The organism is Staphylococcus auricularis (assembly GCF_001500315.1).
Classification (GTDB): Bacteria; Bacillota; Bacilli; order Staphylococcales; family Staphylococcaceae; genus Staphylococcus; species Staphylococcus auricularis.
This window is the reverse complement of record NZ_LLER01000020.1, coordinates 124757-142108: the sequence shown is the minus strand read 5'-3', so window position 1 is coordinate 142108 and position 17352 is coordinate 124757. Positions and strand designations below refer to the sequence as shown.

15 protein-coding genes are annotated in these 17352 nt (G+C 37.6%); 5 read left to right on the top strand and 10 right to left on the bottom strand.

The window, feature by feature from the left end:
• Positions 1–195 precede the first annotated feature (195 nt).
• From APS80_RS09735 to APS80_RS09715, 5 genes are all read right to left on the bottom strand, one after another.
• Positions 196–1926: an ABC transporter ATP-binding protein gene (locus APS80_RS09735; RefSeq protein ID WP_059108064.1), complete on the bottom strand. Its 1731-nt coding sequence runs from the start codon at positions 1924–1926 to the stop codon at positions 196–198.
• 366 nt (positions 1927–2292) lie between these two features.
• On the bottom strand, positions 2293–2691 hold the full coding sequence (tagD, locus tag APS80_RS09730) for a glycerol-3-phosphate cytidylyltransferase (RefSeq protein WP_059108063.1): 399 nt from the start codon (positions 2689–2691) through the stop codon (positions 2293–2295).
• 98 nt (positions 2692–2789) lie between these two features.
• Positions 2790–3848, bottom strand: a complete 1059-nt coding sequence (locus APS80_RS09725) for a glycosyltransferase family 2 protein (RefSeq protein WP_059108062.1) — start codon at positions 3846–3848, stop codon at positions 2790–2792.
• Positions 3849–3850: 2 nt separating this feature from the next.
• The gene (tarB, locus tag APS80_RS09720; protein ID WP_059108061.1) at positions 3851–4948 is read right to left on the bottom strand and encodes a teichoic acid glycerol-phosphate primase TarB; all 1098 of its coding nucleotides are present in this window, start codon (positions 4946–4948) and stop codon (positions 3851–3853) included.
• Between the two features lie 243 nt (positions 4949–5191).
• The gene (locus APS80_RS09715) at positions 5192–5992 is read right to left on the bottom strand and encodes an ABC transporter permease (RefSeq protein ID WP_059108060.1); all 801 of its coding nucleotides are present in this window, start codon (positions 5990–5992) and stop codon (positions 5192–5194) included.
• Positions 5993–6311: 319 nt separating this feature from the next.
• On the opposite strand from APS80_RS09715, the gene tagH reads away from it, so the two are divergent.
• The 3 genes from tagH to APS80_RS09700 all read left to right on the top strand — a co-directional run bounded on the left by tagH (position 6312) and on the right by APS80_RS09700 (position 8870).
• A complete protein-coding gene (gene tagH / locus APS80_RS09710) occupies positions 6312–7106 on the top strand; it encodes a teichoic acids export ABC transporter ATP-binding subunit TagH (protein ID WP_059108059.1) in 795 nt (264 codons plus the stop codon).
• A 150-nt stretch (positions 7107–7256) separates the two neighbouring features.
• A complete protein-coding gene (locus APS80_RS09705) occupies positions 7257–7610 on the top strand; it encodes a Na-translocating system protein MpsC family protein (RefSeq protein ID WP_059108132.1) in 354 nt (117 codons plus the stop codon).
• Positions 7611–7844: 234 nt separating this feature from the next.
• Entirely contained in the window at positions 7845–8870 is a 1026-nt protein-coding gene (locus tag APS80_RS09700) for an NAD-dependent formate dehydrogenase (RefSeq protein WP_059108058.1), read from the top strand.
• Positions 8871–9906: 1036 nt separating this feature from the next.
• Here the strand turns inward: APS80_RS09700 and mntC are convergent.
• From mntC to APS80_RS09685, 3 genes are read right to left on the bottom strand one after another with little or no spacing between them, the layout of a single operon-like run.
• Positions 9907–10851 (bottom strand): manganese ABC transporter substrate-binding lipoprotein MntC, encoded by a 945-nt coding sequence (gene mntC / locus APS80_RS09695; protein WP_059108057.1) that lies wholly within the window; start codon positions 10849–10851, stop codon positions 9907–9909.
• Positions 10852–10856: 5 nt separating this feature from the next.
• Positions 10857–11681, bottom strand: coding sequence for a metal ABC transporter permease (locus tag APS80_RS09690; protein ID WP_059108056.1), 825 nt, complete (start codon positions 11679–11681; stop codon positions 10857–10859).
• A gap of 5 nt (positions 11682–11686) precedes the next feature.
• Positions 11687–12421, bottom strand: coding sequence for a metal ABC transporter ATP-binding protein (locus APS80_RS09685; RefSeq protein WP_059108055.1), 735 nt, complete (start codon positions 12419–12421; stop codon positions 11687–11689).
• 121 nt (positions 12422–12542) lie between these two features.
• Between APS80_RS09685 and APS80_RS09680 the strand changes: the two genes are divergently transcribed.
• On the top strand, positions 12543–13199 hold the full coding sequence (locus tag APS80_RS09680; protein WP_059108054.1) for a metal-dependent transcriptional regulator: 657 nt from the start codon (positions 12543–12545) through the stop codon (positions 13197–13199).
• Positions 13200–13296: 97 nt separating this feature from the next.
• On the opposite strand, the gene APS80_RS09675 is transcribed toward APS80_RS09680, so the two are convergent.
• Positions 13297–14040: a M50 family metallopeptidase gene (locus APS80_RS09675; protein WP_059108053.1), complete on the bottom strand. Its 744-nt coding sequence runs from the start codon at positions 14038–14040 to the stop codon at positions 13297–13299.
• 238 nt (positions 14041–14278) lie between these two features.
• Here APS80_RS09675 and tarA point away from each other — a divergent pair, with 238 nt between their 5' ends.
• Positions 14279–15034 carry an N-acetylglucosaminyldiphosphoundecaprenol N-acetyl-beta-D-mannosaminyltransferase TarA gene (gene tarA / locus APS80_RS09670; protein WP_059108052.1) on the top strand — a complete coding sequence of 252 codons (756 nt, stop codon included), beginning with the start codon at positions 14279–14281 and terminating at the stop codon, positions 15032–15034.
• A 183-nt stretch (positions 15035–15217) separates the two neighbouring features.
• On the opposite strand, the gene APS80_RS09665 is transcribed toward tarA, so the two are convergent.
• Positions 15218–17263: a cation:proton antiporter gene (locus tag APS80_RS09665; protein WP_059108051.1), complete on the bottom strand. Its 2046-nt coding sequence runs from the start codon at positions 17261–17263 to the stop codon at positions 15218–15220.
• Between the last annotated feature and the right edge of the window lie 89 nt (positions 17264–17352).

Sequence of the window (17352 nt, the reverse complement as noted above, 5' to 3'; positions counted from 1 at the left end):
ACGACGGACATTCAAACAAAATAACAATTTTATGTTCGTATTTATGACAATTTAATTACGTTCTCATCAATAATGAACGGTTATTATGTTATGTTAATGAAGCATACAACAATAATATAGATTAACTTTTATAACTCAAAGGAGCTCCAATATGAAAAAGTTTCTATTGATTTTCGGGGATACCTTTGTTAATCCTCACTCTTCTGTTAAATTCTGTGTTTCGACAAATTGTTGATATTTTTCGTGTGAGGCCATCAAGCCTTGGTGTGTACCTACACCCGTCACTTCACCTTGATCGATAAATATGATTTGTTCAGCCTTTTTAATAGTAGAAAGTCGGTGCGCAATGACGACTGTGGTACGTCCTTTCATTAATGTTTCAAGTGCATCTTGAATTTTACGTTCGCTTTCACTATCTAAATTGGCCGTTGCTTCATCCAATAACAAGATATTAGGATTTTTAATGAAACTACGCGCAATATCTATACGTTGACGTTGCCCGCCAGATAGTTTCAATCCACGTTCTCCGACGACTGTGTCATACCCCTCATCAAACTGTTCGATAAAGTCATGACAGTTGGCGAGTTTGGTATACTCGATGAGTTCGTCATCAGAAACTTCGCGATTGATTCCGTATAAAATGTTATCTCTTATTGTACCATTCATCATGGCATTAGATTGCATGACATAACCGATTTTATGACGCCAAGCAGCTAGCGGAATGTCATAAATCGAACGATCCGCATATGTAATCGATCCTGACTCAATCTCATACATTCGTTCAATCACATTGAAGATCGTACTCTTACCTGACCCTGAAGGACCGACGAATGCTGTCACTTTGTTCGGCAAGATTTCAAACGACACATTTTTTAAAATAGGTGTGACATCATACTTGAAGTTCACATCATCAAAACGAAGGCTACCATCTTTGACGTCACTTGATGGTGTCGGATTTTTAAGTTCAATTGTTTCTTTGGGTTCATTCATAATTTCATAAATACGACTACTTGCCCCTACTGCACGTTTATAATCTGTGATTAACGTCGATAATTCCACGAGAGGCACTGACAATTGAAGTACATAGAAAATCATAGCGATTAATGTCCCTGCTGTAATCGCGCCTGAAGCAATGCGAATCGCACCAAATCCAAGGATGATCGCTATCGTAAATAGCATAATGAGTCCTGATATAGGCTGAATGACTGCCGCAATTTTCGCTTGTTTTAATCCAAGTTTATAAATTTCATCTAAATTATCGTGCGCTTTTTTTAGTTCTAAGCCTTCCGTATTCGATACTTTGACTAAACGCATTTCAGTCAATACACGACCGAGCAGCCCACTAAAATTAGCTGTTTCACTTTGTGTTTGAGTAGAAATCTTCTGCATGACTTTACCAAGCGGAATCATGATCAACACGAAAACCGGGATCGTGATGAATGTGAGTAAAGTCATTTTCCAATCCATGACAAATAACATGATTAAAGAACCAATCAATGTAATCACGGACGGGAATAATGTCGGTAACTTTTGCGAAATGAAATTATTAATTTCTTTCGTATCATCCGTTAAACGACTCATCAGTTGACCACTTTCATTTTGGTCGAAGAATGGCATACGAAGATGAATAATATGTTGCCATAATACTGAACGAATCGCGTATATAATTTTTTCACCTATTTTACTTAATAGATAAATACCTAGCCCACTTAAAATGGTATTCAGAATAAATACAACGGCAAAACCAACGATAAACGTGCCATTGATATCGGAAAAAGAAAAATTATCAACTAATTTCCCGGTAAATAATGGTACGAGTAGCCCAGAGAAGCTTCCTAATGAAGAAATAATAACAGCCGTTATAATTAACCCTTTAGGCCACTTAAATTTCTTAAATAAAAAGAACAAAGGATTCTGTTGTTTCATTGTGTAACCTCTCTTATTTATTTTTCTTTCCTCATTTCCTTATATTAAAGATCAGATATGTATTCAAAAATATACGTTCATTCTTGCTCTCTCAATTATCTTTCATTGATCTTTTCAACATCATAAAGAATTAGAGGTATGGGATAACGAGATGTTCCTATGTAGACACATCCTTTTTTGTCATTTTGATTATAACACCTTTTATTGAAACAAAACTAACGTTATCTAAAAGCAGATGAAGATAGAAATCATTTATTCATCTAATTGCGTTCATCATATACAACATCTTTCTAAAACAAAACACCCCACAATATAGGTTTAAGTTTCACCCTATATCGTGGGGATATTCGTCGATTTGATACTAAACTATCTCGCATTTTCTCCGTATAATTCGCGTTTGATTTGTGTTGTTGAAATACCTTCTGTACGGTTTAAATAAATCACTTCACACTGATCTTTGAGAAAATCAAATTCGCCTTCCCAATCGTGACCCATAACGAAGATATCAATATCATACGTCTCGACATCTTGGGGCTTTTGGTCCCAGTTCGATTCGGGTATGACTAAATCAACATAGCGAATGGATTCGAGCATCATTTTGCGTTGTTCATAGTTATAATAAGATTTTTTGTTTTTAATTCGATTAAATTCATCTGTAGATAATGCGACAACGAGGTAATCGCCCATTTCTCTTGCTCTTCGTAATAATTCGATATGTCCATAATGTAAAAGGTCATACGTTCCATATGTTATGACACGTTTCATCGTTCTGTTTTATCTCCTTTATCTGCGGATGTTTACAATTTCTTAACATCTTAGCACAGAACCTTCATGCCGTCTAGCAAATATACAGAGACTCATTTCTACTTTTTAAAGCGCCGCTTCAATTGTGTTTTTCCTTTATAATTTAACCGTTTTGGTAATACTTTCGCTTTAAAGATATAATATTGAGGGCGTTTAATGCCTACACCGATTAACGTTTGTTGCCACTCTTCATAAATTGACTTTGTCCATCCGGTGCCGGCTTGTTCGACTGCTTTTACAATGCGAAATAAGGCACCCCCATCATAATCGGTATGTTGCATCGCTTCGATATATTCCGTCACGTCATCGATAATCTCTTGTGACAGAGTTGAATGGGCGGTTAAGTAGCCTTGAATTAAGTAACTCACGATCAGTTCATCCATGCGATAACTATAATATAAGCGTAAGTCTAATAACATCAGCGCATCCATCACACGTTTTCTTACTTTTAACGCATCTTTCATATAATCATGGAAACGGTCGACACGCTGCTCCGTCACAGAACCTGATTGTTGATTATAGCCGTAAACGACTTGTGGTAACAGTTGTATATCACTCGCGCGTTTATAGGCTTGGGTCATAAATGTATGTTCTTCACAAAACACGACATCTGTATCGAAACGTAAATCATTCAATTTTGCATCAAACAATTTAGCCCCTGGGCCAATAGATTGGAGTAATTCAGGACACTGAGCGAATGTCACTTTTTCATGTTTTTGAATAGGTTGATGCGTCGGTATGGCTTTCCATTCTCCGTGATAATCTCGTCCGAGCTGACCCACCACAATGTCTATATTGGAATCTTCTTCAAATGCATCAGCCATTAAATCAATACGACTCGTTAAAAATTCATCATCTGCATCGATAAACATGAACGCATCTCCGGTCATGTGACTCAAGCCTTTATTTCGACTCGCTGCTGCACCTTGATTTTCTTGATGAATCACTTTCATAGTTGGAAATTGTTGCTTCAATGTCTCTAATCGGTCAGCCGTTTCATCTGTTGAACCGTCGTTTATACATATAATCTCCGTATCTCGTTTCGTATCGATTGAGTGCACCGTTCTATATATGGTATCGGCTGCATTGTATACAGGAATGATTATTGAAATTTTCATTATTACACCGTAATCCTTTCTATAAACGCAATTAACTGCGCTAGACTGTGTCTACTATTATACGTATGCCAATCTTTAAATAATGGCTTCCATTGATTCCCATGATGAGTAAAATGCGTCAATTTCTCAAACAATTGCACAGTATCATAAGCTTTATATTGTTCAGGAATAGCTTGATAATAGTGATTCAATCCACGTTCTCTATCGTAATCTGCTTCATCATATACATAAAATAATACCGGTTTATTTAATAAACTCGCTTCAATCGCTAATGAACTGTAATCTGTGATAATCAAATCTGCCATCGTCATGAGTTCTTGTAAAGAAATAGTTGTTTGCGCTTGATCTGCAACAGCAGGATGACGTTTATTGATGATTGTAAATTCTGGTAAGGTAGCGTGCAACTGTTCAGGATCAATGGATCGATTGGCTTGTTGGTGTTCCCTATATGTCGGTACGTATATAGCTAACGGACCTGCTATACCATGCGTGGCTTTCAATCGTTGTTGTTCAGCCATAACATCCATTTTACAGTAAGGAACCAACCGCGGTAATCCTATGCGTAAAATGTGGTCATCATTGACTTCGAACGCTTCTCTGAAACACGTTGCCATAGGTTCTCCGCCTACGAGATAATAATCTGTCGTATCATACACGCTGCGGTATTGTTTCACCATACGTGGGTTATTTAAATCTACTTGATGATCCTTTAGACCAAAGTATTTCAACGCGCCAGCTGCATGCCAGGTTTGGATCACAGTTTGTCCTTTTTTCTTATGAAAACCACCGAGGAGTAAATAATACGTATCGATAATGATCACACTTGATGAACTCAATACTTTCACCTGTTTAAAAACCTGTTTGTTACCCGCTGGAACATAAGTCACTTGCTTAAAAGGAGTTAACAATGCACGATCTTTGCTCTTTGCGATGACCGAAAGTCGATATCCACGTTGATCGAGTTCACGAATGATCGGTAATACATCTTCTGGAAAGGTCATCATAACCACAATGTGTTGCGGTTTAATACGATTCATATAGAAAATCACATTTAATATACGAATAATCGTTAAATACGTTTGTTTAATCAGTTGTCTCATTGTTTTCACCACTCATCTACAAAAGTTCACGCCGTTTCATTCATCATATGATGTAGGCCCCTACTTTTGCATGAAATCACTATACATTATAGCTTGTTCACACGCTGAATTATAGAAAAACGAAGTCTTTTGCGACTATTATTTTACAAAAGAAAATGACACACAGTACGCAACCATACAAAAAGACATACCCTCACCACAAAGCGACGGTATGTCTGTCTCCGATTGATTGAATTTTGTTTGTTACATAAAGTCTGCAAAATGATCACGATAGCGCATGTGAAGGATTGAACCGAGTACAAATAACACGACAACAATACAGATATTGTATACAAATAGTTCCCAATGTTCGATAAAGCACCACTCGTGATAAAGTATCGCAGAACGATAAGACTCTGCTAAGAAGTAGACTGGGTTCAATTGAACGATATCTTTCACAATCCCTTCTGGAGGTAAGAATAATATAGAAGAAACGTAAAAGACGATACGCATAAATGCTTGTAACGCCATTTGGGTATCGCGAATGATAACCCCTAATGTCGATGTGACGAGGGCAATGGATGCCGTTAACAAGAATGCGAATGGGACATAAATAAGTAACTGTACCGCATAGATTGTCGGCGGATAACCTGCGAACGCACAGATAATCATGATGACGATTAACAATGCGATATGGCCGTAGAATCGACTTGTAACGATATACGTTGGAATGATCGATAACGGGAAGTTCATCTTAGCAACTTGGTTGTATTTCATCGTAATCGCTTTAGCCCCTTCGAGTACACCTTGGTTCACAAAGAACCACATGCTGATACCGACTAACAGCCAATAGATAAAATCAATGCCATGGATGGGCTGATTTTGACGGAACCCCAAACCGAATACAAACCAATAAACGAGGATTTGCATTGCTGGGTTGATGACTTCCCATGCTGAGCCCAGATAGTTATTCGTGTTTTCAATTTTGATTTGGAACTGGGCTAATCTTTGAATAAGATAAAAGTTCTTTACATGTTCCTTTAGAACAGTCCAAACTGCTTTCATTTAATAAACCACACTTTCGACTGAAATATGCGCTGCTTTGTTTTTTTCTATTATACCTGATTCTTCTTTGTTTCAGCATAATCAGTCTTATATTTTTCATTTAGTTCAATGCTATTTATCAATAAAACGTCCTATTTTTTAGTTTTCGTATATTTAACCGTTGTGTTCGCGTCATTTCATGGTACTATGCCTATGATTATGAAGCTGCGAGAACCTATTGGTAAATCATACCCATTTACTTTACAATAGGTTAATAAATTTCACAATAGTTTTAAGGTATAATATAATAAGCTCAATTGTAAATAAGGAAGGTATCATGATGAACGTATCGGTAAACATTGAACATATAACGAAAGAATACCGTATCTATCGCAATAATAAAGAGCGACTGAAGGATGCATTCATTCCATTTCATAAAAACAAAACATTTTACGCGATGAAAGATTTTTCACTCACCGCATATGAAGGTGACGTCATTGGCCTTGTCGGTATTAATGGTTCCGGTAAATCCACACTTAGTAATATGATTGGCGGTTCTCTTACGCCTACTGAGGGTAGCATCAAACGGAATGGTATCGTAAGTGTCATCGCTATCAACGCAGGCTTAAATGCGCAACTCTCTGGTATTGATAATATTGAATTTAAGATGTTGTGCATGGGCTTTAAGCGTAAACAAATTAAAGCACTGACACCAGAAATCGTTGAATTCAGCGAACTCGGTGAATTTATTTATCAACCGGTGAAGAAATATTCAAGTGGAATGCGTGCAAAACTCGGCTTTGCGATTAATATCACAGTGGATCCTGACATTTTAGTCATCGATGAAGCCCTTTCTGTCGGGGACCAAACGTTTACACAAAAATGTTTAGATAAAATTTATCAATATAAGCAACAAGGTAAGACGATTTTCTTCGTCAGCCATAACATGAAACAAGTCCGTGATTTCTGTACGAAAATTGCATGGATTGAAGGTGGAAAGTTAAAACAATACGGTGAGCTTAATGAAGTGTTACCCGAATATGAAGCTTTCCTTAAAGATTTCAAACAAAAATCTAAAGCAGAGCAAAAACAATTTAGATCGAACCTTGATCAGTCACGTTTTACTGTAAAATAAAAATTAGATAACGTGTTTATTTTCAATTTATAATTTTGAAAATGAATGAGTCACTTAAGCAAAACGCTTTTCATATCATTAAAAACGGATTATGATGAAATAGAATTCTTAGTGAAACCAAAATCAGTAAGAATTAAATGGGGTGAGCACATCGCAAACTCAGACAAAGTTCAAACCTTTGCCAACCTCGTGCGCAAATACCGTAAAGCTTATATCGGTAAAGGCCCAGACACGATAAAGGTGTTCTTCAAAGATAATTGGGCTATCGCTCACATGACTGGCAGTTTGAGTAAAGTAGAAAACTTTTACTTACAAAATAAAGATTTCGAAAGTATGCTGAAATACGGTAGAACAGAAGAAATCAAAGCATTGTATCAAAAAGAGCCTCCCACAGAGATGGAAGAACTCGTTGGTGCAAAATTCGTGAAATTATTTACAGATATCTCACTTGAAGACGATGAAGTCGTTTCAATCTTCGTCTTCGATCAAAATATAGAAGAATAACACATAGCTATATTGAAATGAACATTTTCAATATAGGGATTGGTATAGAGTACCCGGTGCTTGTATGCTACTCCCTTCTGCTAAATGCTTAATCAACAGACGCTTGATTCATGCCATTTAAAGGAGGTGGTACGTACAAAACGCATCGGGTATTTTTGTATTTTCTAATCATGTCACAGCGTCCATTACGTCCTAACTAAACAATAAATCTTTATATGAAGGAGTGTTTTATGTATGAAAATTGTAGCATTATTCCCAGAGGCTGAAGCAGGCCAAGACAATCAACTATTGAATAGCGATAAAGCGATTGGCCTCAAACCATTTTTTCAAGACAAAGGTCATGAACTCGTTATTTTAAACGATGGAGAAGCAGACTTAGATAAACATTTGGCAGATATGGATGTCGTGATCAGTGCGCCATTCTATCCAGCATACATGACGAAAGAACGTCTTGAACAAGCACCTAACCTTAAACTCGCAATCACTGCAGGGGTTGGTTCAGACCATGTAGATTTACAAGCGGCAAGCGAAAACAATGTCGGTGTCGTTGAAGTCACAGGTAGTAATACCGTCAGTGTCGCTGAACATGCAGTGATGGACTTATTAATCTTACTACGCAACTATGAAGAAGGTCACCGCCAAGCTAAAGAAGGTGAATGGAAACTATCACAAGTAGGTAATCATGCACATGAACTACAAAATAAAACCATCGGCATCTTTGGTTTCGGACGTATTGGCCAACTAGTAGCTGATCGTCTCGTCCCATTTAACGTTAAATTACAACACTACGATCCGATCAATCAACAAGACACTGAGCACTCTCAATTCGTAGATTTCGACACCCTTGTACAAACGAGTGATGCCATTACGATTCATTCACCACTTACACCAGAAACTGAAGATTTATTCAACGATGATGTATTAAGTAAAATGAAAGAAGGCAGCTACTTAGTCAATACTGCCAGAGGTAAAATCGTAAATAAAGATGATTTAGTCAAAAACTTAGAAAGTGAACACATTCAAGGTTATGCCGGTGATGTTTGGTACCCTCAACCTGCTCCAGCAGATCATCCATGGCGTTCAATGCCACGAAATGGTATGACCGTTCACTATTCAGGTATGACATTAGAAGCCCAAGAACGTATTGAAGCAGGTGTCAAAGATATCTTGACCCGCTTCTTTAACAATGAACCTTTCCAAGACAAAGACGTGATTGTTTCAGGCGGTCAGATCTCTAGCGCAAGTTATAACGCGAAATAAAACCCTTAACCAGTAAAACCGTCTATGCATGAATATATACGCATGATACCAATATCACATTAACCGCTGAGCAACAGAGGTTAATCATAAATCATAACGAGACTCAAAAAACTAAACCCTTTTACCCTTATATCCCCTTAACAGTTCAAACAGAGTCATGCGTTTAAGTAATAATGATCAGCCCTTTAATGTATCTGTGAAACTATAATGATACATTAAAGGGCATTTTATATTGTTTGTTAAATCTATTATATAAAATAAATCATTGTTTTAGGCGTCAAAAAATGATATATTTATTTTGATTAAGTAAGCGTTTCCATAAATTATGCAAATTTCTACTTTTTATAGGAGGTTATTTAGATGAATTTGGCTATCTTTTTTCTATTATTACTTCCAATATTTATCAAGCTAAAAAATAAAGATAAGCAAAATAAACTATGATATTTAAATATCAAACACGAATAAAAGCGACGATATCTTAATACAATAGGAGACCGTCGCTTTCATTATATTAAGGGAAACCATAAATAAATTGTAGAAAATCTAGCTTATTACATAAAAAACCCCTACATGAGCCATCAATCTCATGTAGGGGCTTTGTCGCGTTAAACGGGGGAGGATTAACAACCGTCTATACGCTTGCTGATTATTTAAGCTTGAATACCACCATATCGTACGTATTATAAATGCCATCATAAGTGACTCATATGGTTTTCACTCTAACTATACGAACAATTGTAGTCATACGAGGTCAGCTTATGTAGACGTGGTACGCCTATCAATTGAAAGCTTCTATGGTTATTTTGGAGGTGTACGTACGATATGGGACTACTCAAGACAATATCTGTTTAAATATTCTCTTGATTCATCCACCTTGGTTTTGCGTAATGCTTATATTGGTTTGATGCGAGGTATGTATGCATCAAATTATCTCTCATTTTTAGCGATGTTATGGAAGGCACCTCTACGTACCGATGATTAAGACATAGAGGGCCCCGCTCACATCGTTGTTTAACATGTTCTCATTGAACTAAGATTATTTTTCCATGCTTTTATGCACGATATCGATGTTGTGTTTCATCATGTCGTAGTATGAATCACCATCGCTACCTTCTTTACCGATAGAGTCTGTGTAGACTTTACCGATGATATCTCTGTCTGTTTCTTCACTTAAACTTTCCATACTTCTTGAATCAACACTTGTTTCAACTAATAAGTGTTTTACATCGTTGTCTTCCACGAATTTAGTTGCTTGTTTCATTTGTTCTGGTGTACCTTCTTTTTCAGTGTTGATTTCCCAAATGTAACCTGCGTTGATATCAAAGTTTTGTGCGAAGTATTTGAATGCACCTTCACTTGTGATCATGTTACGGTCATCTTCGTCAATATCATCGAATTTATCTTTACTGTCTTTATCTAATTGTTTCAATTTATCGATGTATTTGTCACCGTCTTTTTTATAATCATCTTTGTTGTTTTTATCTTGTTTTTCTAATGTATCTTGAATGGCTTCAACATATTTCACACCGTTACTTAAACTCAACCATGCGTGAGGGTCACGATTAGAATCTTTTTTCTCTTCACCATTTAAATAAATAGGATCTACTTTATCAGAAACAGCGACGACTTCATCATCGTCTAATGATTTATCTGCTTGTTCTAACGCTTTGTTGAACCAACCGTTACCTGTTTCAAGGTTAAAACCATTATAGAAAACGACATCTGCATCAGTGATTTGTTGAATATCTTTCGGTTTCACTTCGTATTCGTGTGGATCTTGTCCAATCGGTACGATACTGTGTACTTCAACTTTATCTCCAGCTACGTTTTTCACCATATCATAAAGAATTGAGTTCGTTGTTACGACGTTAAGCTTTTCACCTTTGTTACCTTCATCGTTGCCTTCACTGCTTCCGCCACCTTGACCACAAGCTGCTAGGAAAACGAGTAAAGCCATCAATAAGACTGCAATTTTTTTCATATTATCTATCCCTTCTGAACTTTAAATTTTAATTTTTGAGCTGCAAACACAATGACATAAATGAGGAATGCACAGAGTACAATTGTCGCACCACTTGGTATGTTATAGATGTAACTAAAGAAGAGTCCGACAATCGAACTTACGACACCGATTAGGCTGGCAACAATCATCATCGTATGTAATTTTTTACAGATTAAGAATGCAGTTGAAGCTGGTGTTACAAGTAAAGCAACAACTAAGATAATACCTACTGTTTGAATACTTGCGACTGTAACAAGTGATAAGAGTAACATAATAAAGTAATGGATTAAGCCTGTATTCAAGCCACTCATTCTACTAAATGTTGGATCAAAGGTAGATATTTTCAATGGTCTGTAAAAAATAATGATAAGCGCAATTACAATCGCGCTGACAATGACTGTCGACATCAATGTGCTGTTCGTTACAGCGAGTAAGTTACCAAATAGAATGTGCTGTAAATCTGTCGCACTGTTCACTAAGCTGATGATGATAACCCCAGCTGCTAAGAATGCGGTAAAGCTAATCCCTATCGCTGCGTCTGATTTCGTCTTACTGTTATTGGAGATAAAACCGATAAACAGACTCGCTAGCATACCGGAGATAAGTGCACCGATAAACATAGGAATACCAAATACAAAGGAGAGTGCTACCCCGGGTAACACAGCGTGACTCATCGCGTCTCCCATCAGTGACAAGCCACGTAAAATGATCAAGCTCCCAACTGTTCCACAAGCAATACCTACAACAATAGAGGTAATTAAAGCACGGTTTAAGAATTGATAGTCAAATAAATGTTGCAAAAAATCCATGTTATTCACACACTTTCTATATTACTTTCTGAGTCATTCGGATTCGTTAAAAACGTTTTATTCAATTTATCTGATTCCACCGCTTCTTGACTATCACCGAAATAACGGACTGTTTTATTGAGTAAAATAATTCTGTCAAAGTACTCTGATGCTTTAGATAAATCGTGATGCACGATCAACATTAATTTATTTTGTGCTTTAAGTGCTTGTAATTGCTGGATGATGAGTTGTTCACTTTGGAAGTCGATGCCGACAAAAGGTTCATCTAAGAAGTAAACGTCACTTTCGGACATTAACGCTCTCGCTATTAAGACACGTTGTAATTGCCCCCCACTCAACTCAGAAATCTGGTTGTGGCGTAATGACGTGAGTTTCAATGTGTCGAGTAGTTCTGTTAACTTCTGTTTTGTATTTGATTTTACAAACTTGAACCAACCTATATCTTTGTAAGCGCCTGAGATAATGACATCTTCCACACTAATCGGAAAATCTAAGTCGATTTGTGCCTTTTGTGGTATGTAAGTAATCGATTTAAGTTGGCTCGTTGTATCTTTACCGTTTAATTTCACTTCACCAGTTGCATGAAACTCCCCAATAATTGATTTCAGCAATGATGATTTCCCAGCACCGTTTGGCCCCATAATACCGATGATTTCTCCCTCAACGGGTATTTCTAAATTAATATCTGATAGTACCTGTTTGTGACCTAATGTTAAATTTAGGTCCTTAACTGTTAACATTTGTTCATTCTCCTTAATATATTTTTAGGTAAACCTAACAATAATTATAGTATACCTCTAACTTTTAGCTTGTCAAGTTATTTCGTGATACAATAAGGTGAATGTTAAGTGAGGTGATTCAATGTTAAACGAAGAAAAAGAAGACTATCTTAAAGCTATCCTTAAACATGATGGGGATAGTCGGTTTGTAACCAACAAAACATTATCCAATTACTTAAATATTAGACCGCCTTCTGTCAGTGAAATGGTGAACCGCCTTGAACAAACCGGTTACGTCAAAACGAAACCATATAAAGGGGTCAAACTAACAGAACAAGGTTTATCTTATACACTAGATATCATCAAACGTCACCGTTTAATCGAATTATTCTTGATTAGAGTTTTAGAATATAGTTGGGAAGAAGTGCATCAAGAGGCTGAAATCTTAGAACACCGTGTCTCTCAATTATTTGCTGATCGTTTGGATAAATTTTTAGATTATCCTGAAACGTGCCCGCACGGTGGTATCATTCCTCGTAACAATGAATATAAAGAGATTTATACGACGAATTTACTTGCGTATGAGGAAGGAGACCATGTCACAATCAAACGTGTGAGTGATCGTACAGAATTGTTAATCTATTTATCAAGTAAACATATCTCTATTGGGGATACAGTTGAAATCGTAAATAAAGATGATACGAACAAAGTGATCATGGTTAAAAAAGAAGAACATTTAATTATTTTGAGCTATGATAATGCAACGCATATCTTCGCTGAAAATAATGAAGCACAATAAAACAGGCTACGATAAGGAAACCGATGTATGCTGTAGTGAGCTCTAACCTCATTGGCTCATTCACAACATTTTTCCGTTATCGTAACCTGTTTTTTTATCATAAATAATGCGTAGTAATATAATATAGTGAAAAAAGATTCACGACGATCCAAAAGAATGTAAACACAAATGTTGGGATACGTGTGAGTTCATTTAACGTCGTGCCATCCCAACTGACTTGTCCACGTGCTAATGTTAGCTTAACGATCGTCCACGTAGACTGGAGGACTTCACCGAGTAGCGTTCCTAAGAAAAAGTGATAGACGATTGCAATCACCACAATCAGAGAAATATTTTGTGGTTGTTGTAACAATAGATATAAACTGCCTATCAATCCGAGTACGACAAGAATCGGCACTGCTTTACGTGACGTAAGAAAAAGAAAATAACTAAAGATGATGAGATAACACACGATAAATATACTCGGATATTGACTGTTTATTAATAGAAAACCGAGTCCTAACATAATCGGTGGCATCACGTAACCACCTAACGTGGTGATGACATGACCCAATGTGCCACTAGACTGAGTGACGGCATAGCCTTGCTGAGACGTCGCAATACGCTCAGAAGGTCTGACAACAATGACCAGGTCTCTTGCTTTTCCACCACCTATTTTATTAAACAGGATGTGCCCCATCTCATGGGTTAAGACCGGGATGTAATTTAAAATAATATCGAAATATCGCACGAAGGATTTGTTTCGATAATAATGAATTAAAATGTAAGCAAGCGCAATCAAGATGACATATTCAATATGTAGCTCAAATGTTGCGCCTAACCATGTATGTAACGTTTGCATAACCATACCTCAATTGTGTTATATTTTCGCAATCGTCTCTTCAGTCGCCATGCAAGAGAACGAAATACCTGACTGTAAGTTTCATCGGCCTTTTCTTTTATTATAAATGAATCATTTCTGTTAAACATTTAGACTTTAGACGTATTTAAATCTGACTCCACATGTGGCATGATAGAGTGAAATAAAAAACACGATGTAGAATCATCGTACACGACATCTGTCAACAAGGAGAAAGAACATGACTGAAACTGAACGCACACACCACAACAAAGTGAATGTCCTATCTGTCTATTTCGATAATGTTTCTATGACGGATATGACGCATGACATCAATCAATTTTTTAACCAACCCCATGATGAGAATCTCTTTATCGTCACTGCAAATCCTGAAATCATTGATTATGCGACGATGCATCCGGACTACTTGAGATTAATCAATCGTGCAAATTATGTCGTACCGGACGGCACAGGGATTGTACTCGCCAGCAAAATATTACGCACACCGCTTCAAACCCGCGTTCCTGGCATTGAGTTGATGGAAGCGTGCCTCTCGCTTGCTAATGAACGCCATCAACGCGTCTATTTGTTAGGTGCCAAACAAGAGATCGTTAGAGAGGCGCAAAACCGCTTGTCACAACGCTTCCCAAATGTCACGTTTGCCTCACACCATGGTTATATTGACGTTGAAGATGACCAGATTGCAGAAGATATTCAACAATTCAATCCAGACTATCTCTTTGTCGGTATGGGCTATCCCAAACAAGAACAGTGGATCGAACGTTTTCAATCTCACTTTTCCCAAACGGTGTGCATCGGTATTGGTGGCGCAATTGAAGTCTTTAGTGGCGCTAAAAAGCGTGCACCTAAACTCTTTCAACGTTTAAATATCGAATGGATCTACCGCGTACTTATTGATTGGAAACGTCTGAATCGACTCCAAAGTATTCCAAGATTTCTAGTTAAAGTGATGAAACAAAAGCTCCGTCGGTCATAACAACGACGCAATTAGAGCATGACCTCACTCAAAAATGAACATCATACCACTTTATAAAAATGACTGCACTCGTATGTCTGATGACACGAATAAGTGCAGTCATTTGTTGTTCTAGCTGATGATTATACTGTGCTGGTTGCCTCTTCAACGGCATGCCATGTTGTTCTTATACCTTTGATGAGATTAAGTTACCCGATCGACGACAACCATTTCATCATAGTTGATGGCTTCTCTGATTTTCAATGCTGTCGTTTCAGTAATCTCGCCTTCTTCAAGCAACTCAGCAAGAATTCGACGCTGTTCTTTTAACGCATTTAACTTAATCTTCGTTAAGTGATCTTGATACGCTTGGTTTAAAAAGTTAGCGGGCGTCAGATTATCGATACGCATTAAGTAACTATCACAAATCATACCCACCTCTAGCTTGTTATCTTCTGTGGTCTCCTCACTCAGTCTACGCACGACGTGATAATGCACGATACGCATCATCTTAGCGATTTCGTTTAAGTTATCGACTATCGCGAGCGGAGATGCAGCATTGGTTTTAATTCTCCGGCGCAAACGAAGTTTCAACACGAATGTGCTTAACTCTACTTTCACCCTTTGAATGAGTGATGCTTGTTTAAATACTTGTGTGCGCTCTGCATATCTCATGTAGTTATCCAACATATTGCTCGTAATGTCGCCTTCTTTGACAAGCATATTGAGCGTCTTACTTTCTTCATCGAATGCGATTTTTTGTAATCGTTCGAGTTCGGTTGAATTTTCATCCTCATTTTCCACTGATTTTAAAAATGCAAGCTTATCTAGATATTCTTTAATCACATTGCCATAGCGATAGCTTGAATGCTCAGTCGCTTTCTTATGTAACATTTCGATGACTTGTTCTAAAATATAAATTCTTGCTTCTTTAAAATTAAGTCCTTTTACTTTCGGTTCTGTCATCGCCGGTGTTACGAGCGGTAACACGACTTGAGCGACTACTAAGCTAATGATGACGATACATGACGCGATGAAGAGTAAATCATCACGATAGATAAACTCTTGCTGATTCCCTAAAATGTAAGGCAACGTCAACGCAATCGCGAGTGAAATCGTACCGTGCACCCCGCACAACGACATGATTAACGCATACATGCTTCGTTTTGGTGGTTGTTCGGTCGATGCTTCGGATTCGTCTTTAAACATCATTAACTTTTGGAAGGGACTAATCGGTAAGTAGAAATACGGATAGAGCACATAAACCCATAAAAAGCGAAAGAGATAAAGTGCGATTGCTACTAATACCGTTACAATGATGAGAAAGAGTAGATTGTGAGGTTCATTCGTAATAATACGACCCACAACTTCTGGTACTAAAAATCCTAATATTGAAAAGACAAAACCATTTAACGCATAGCTTAAAATATTCCACGTATGGTTGTAGCTCATCTGTAACCGTGTCCGAGCCTGTGCAATACGATCTCGTTCGAAACCGTGGACCAGACCAGCCACTACTGCAGCGATAATACCTGAGGCATGAAACATTTCAGCGACGAGATATGTGACAAACGGTGTGAGTAACTGAATAAAGGTAAACATATTAATGTTTTCAATACCTCGACGTGTTAATGTCACTCTAAATCTAACGAGGAGTACACCAATCGCTAAACCGACGAGGAATCCACCAATAGATGAAATGAGGAATTGACCAATCGCATCCCATAGTGAAAATGCGCCAGTTATTAACGTCGCTACCGCAATCTTGAATGAAATGATACCTGCAGCATCGTTGAGTAGTGACTCTCCTTCTAAAATGGTCATTGCACCTTTAGGTAACACTTTACCTTTCGTAATCGCTTGAACGGCCACTGCATCAGTCGGACAGAGAATCGCCGCTAACGCAAAGGCCGCTGCGAGTGGTAATTCAGGCCAAATCCAATGAACGAAAAGGCCGACGACAATCACGGTCGTCACGACGAGTCCCATCGCCATCATGAGGACAGGTCGTATGTATCGTCCCAGGTGAACACGCGAGACGTGCACCCCTTCAACGAATAGGAGTGGCGCGATGAGGACCATGAAGAGTTCACTATCGAAGTGGAATTCTACTGGGATTGGTGTCACGTACAACAATCCACCTAGAATAATTTGTATGAATGCTAGGGGTACTTTAGGTAAGAATACATGGATCAACGAACTGATAATCACCAGAATAAGAAATATAAGTAATGTTTCAAAAACGTGCATGCTTCCACCTGCTTCTTCCCTCTCTAATTAACACCGCATCACTTGATATAAAACGATACAAACCACTGTCATAACAAGCAAAATTGCAC

Coding starts and splice junctions, on each gene's coding strand:
- APS80_RS09735 (WP_059108064.1), bottom strand. CDS start 1,926: ATGAAACAACAGAATCCTTTGTTCTTTTTATTTAAGAAATTTAAGTGG.
- tagD (WP_059108063.1), bottom strand. CDS start 2,691: ATGAAACGTGTCATAACATATGGAACGTATGACCTTTTACATTATGGA.
- APS80_RS09725 (WP_059108062.1), bottom strand. CDS start 3,848: ATGAAAATTTCAATAATCATTCCTGTATACAATGCAGCCGATACCATA.
- tarB (WP_059108061.1), bottom strand. CDS start 4,948: ATGAGACAACTGATTAAACAAACGTATTTAACGATTATTCGTATATTA.
- APS80_RS09715 (WP_059108060.1), bottom strand. CDS start 5,992: ATGAAAGCAGTTTGGACTGTTCTAAAGGAACATGTAAAGAACTTTTAT.
- tagH (WP_059108059.1), top strand. CDS start 6,312: ATGAACGTATCGGTAAACATTGAACATATAACGAAAGAATACCGTATC.
- APS80_RS09700 (WP_059108058.1), top strand. CDS start 7,845: ATGAAAATTGTAGCATTATTCCCAGAGGCTGAAGCAGGCCAAGACAAT.
- mntC (WP_059108057.1), bottom strand. CDS start 10,851: ATGAAAAAAATTGCAGTCTTATTGATGGCTTTACTCGTTTTCCTAGCA.
- APS80_RS09690 (WP_059108056.1), bottom strand. CDS start 11,681: ATGGATTTTTTGCAACATTTATTTGACTATCAATTCTTAAACCGTGCT.
- APS80_RS09685 (WP_059108055.1), bottom strand. CDS start 12,421: ATGTTAACAGTTAAGGACCTAAATTTAACATTAGGTCACAAACAGGTA.
- APS80_RS09680 (WP_059108054.1), top strand. CDS start 12,543: ATGTTAAACGAAGAAAAAGAAGACTATCTTAAAGCTATCCTTAAACAT.
- APS80_RS09675 (WP_059108053.1), bottom strand. CDS start 14,040: ATGCAAACGTTACATACATGGTTAGGCGCAACATTTGAGCTACATATT.
- tarA (WP_059108052.1), top strand. CDS start 14,279: ATGACTGAAACTGAACGCACACACCACAACAAAGTGAATGTCCTATCT.
- APS80_RS09665 (WP_059108051.1), bottom strand. CDS start 17,263: ATGCACGTTTTTGAAACATTACTTATATTTCTTATTCTGGTGATTATC.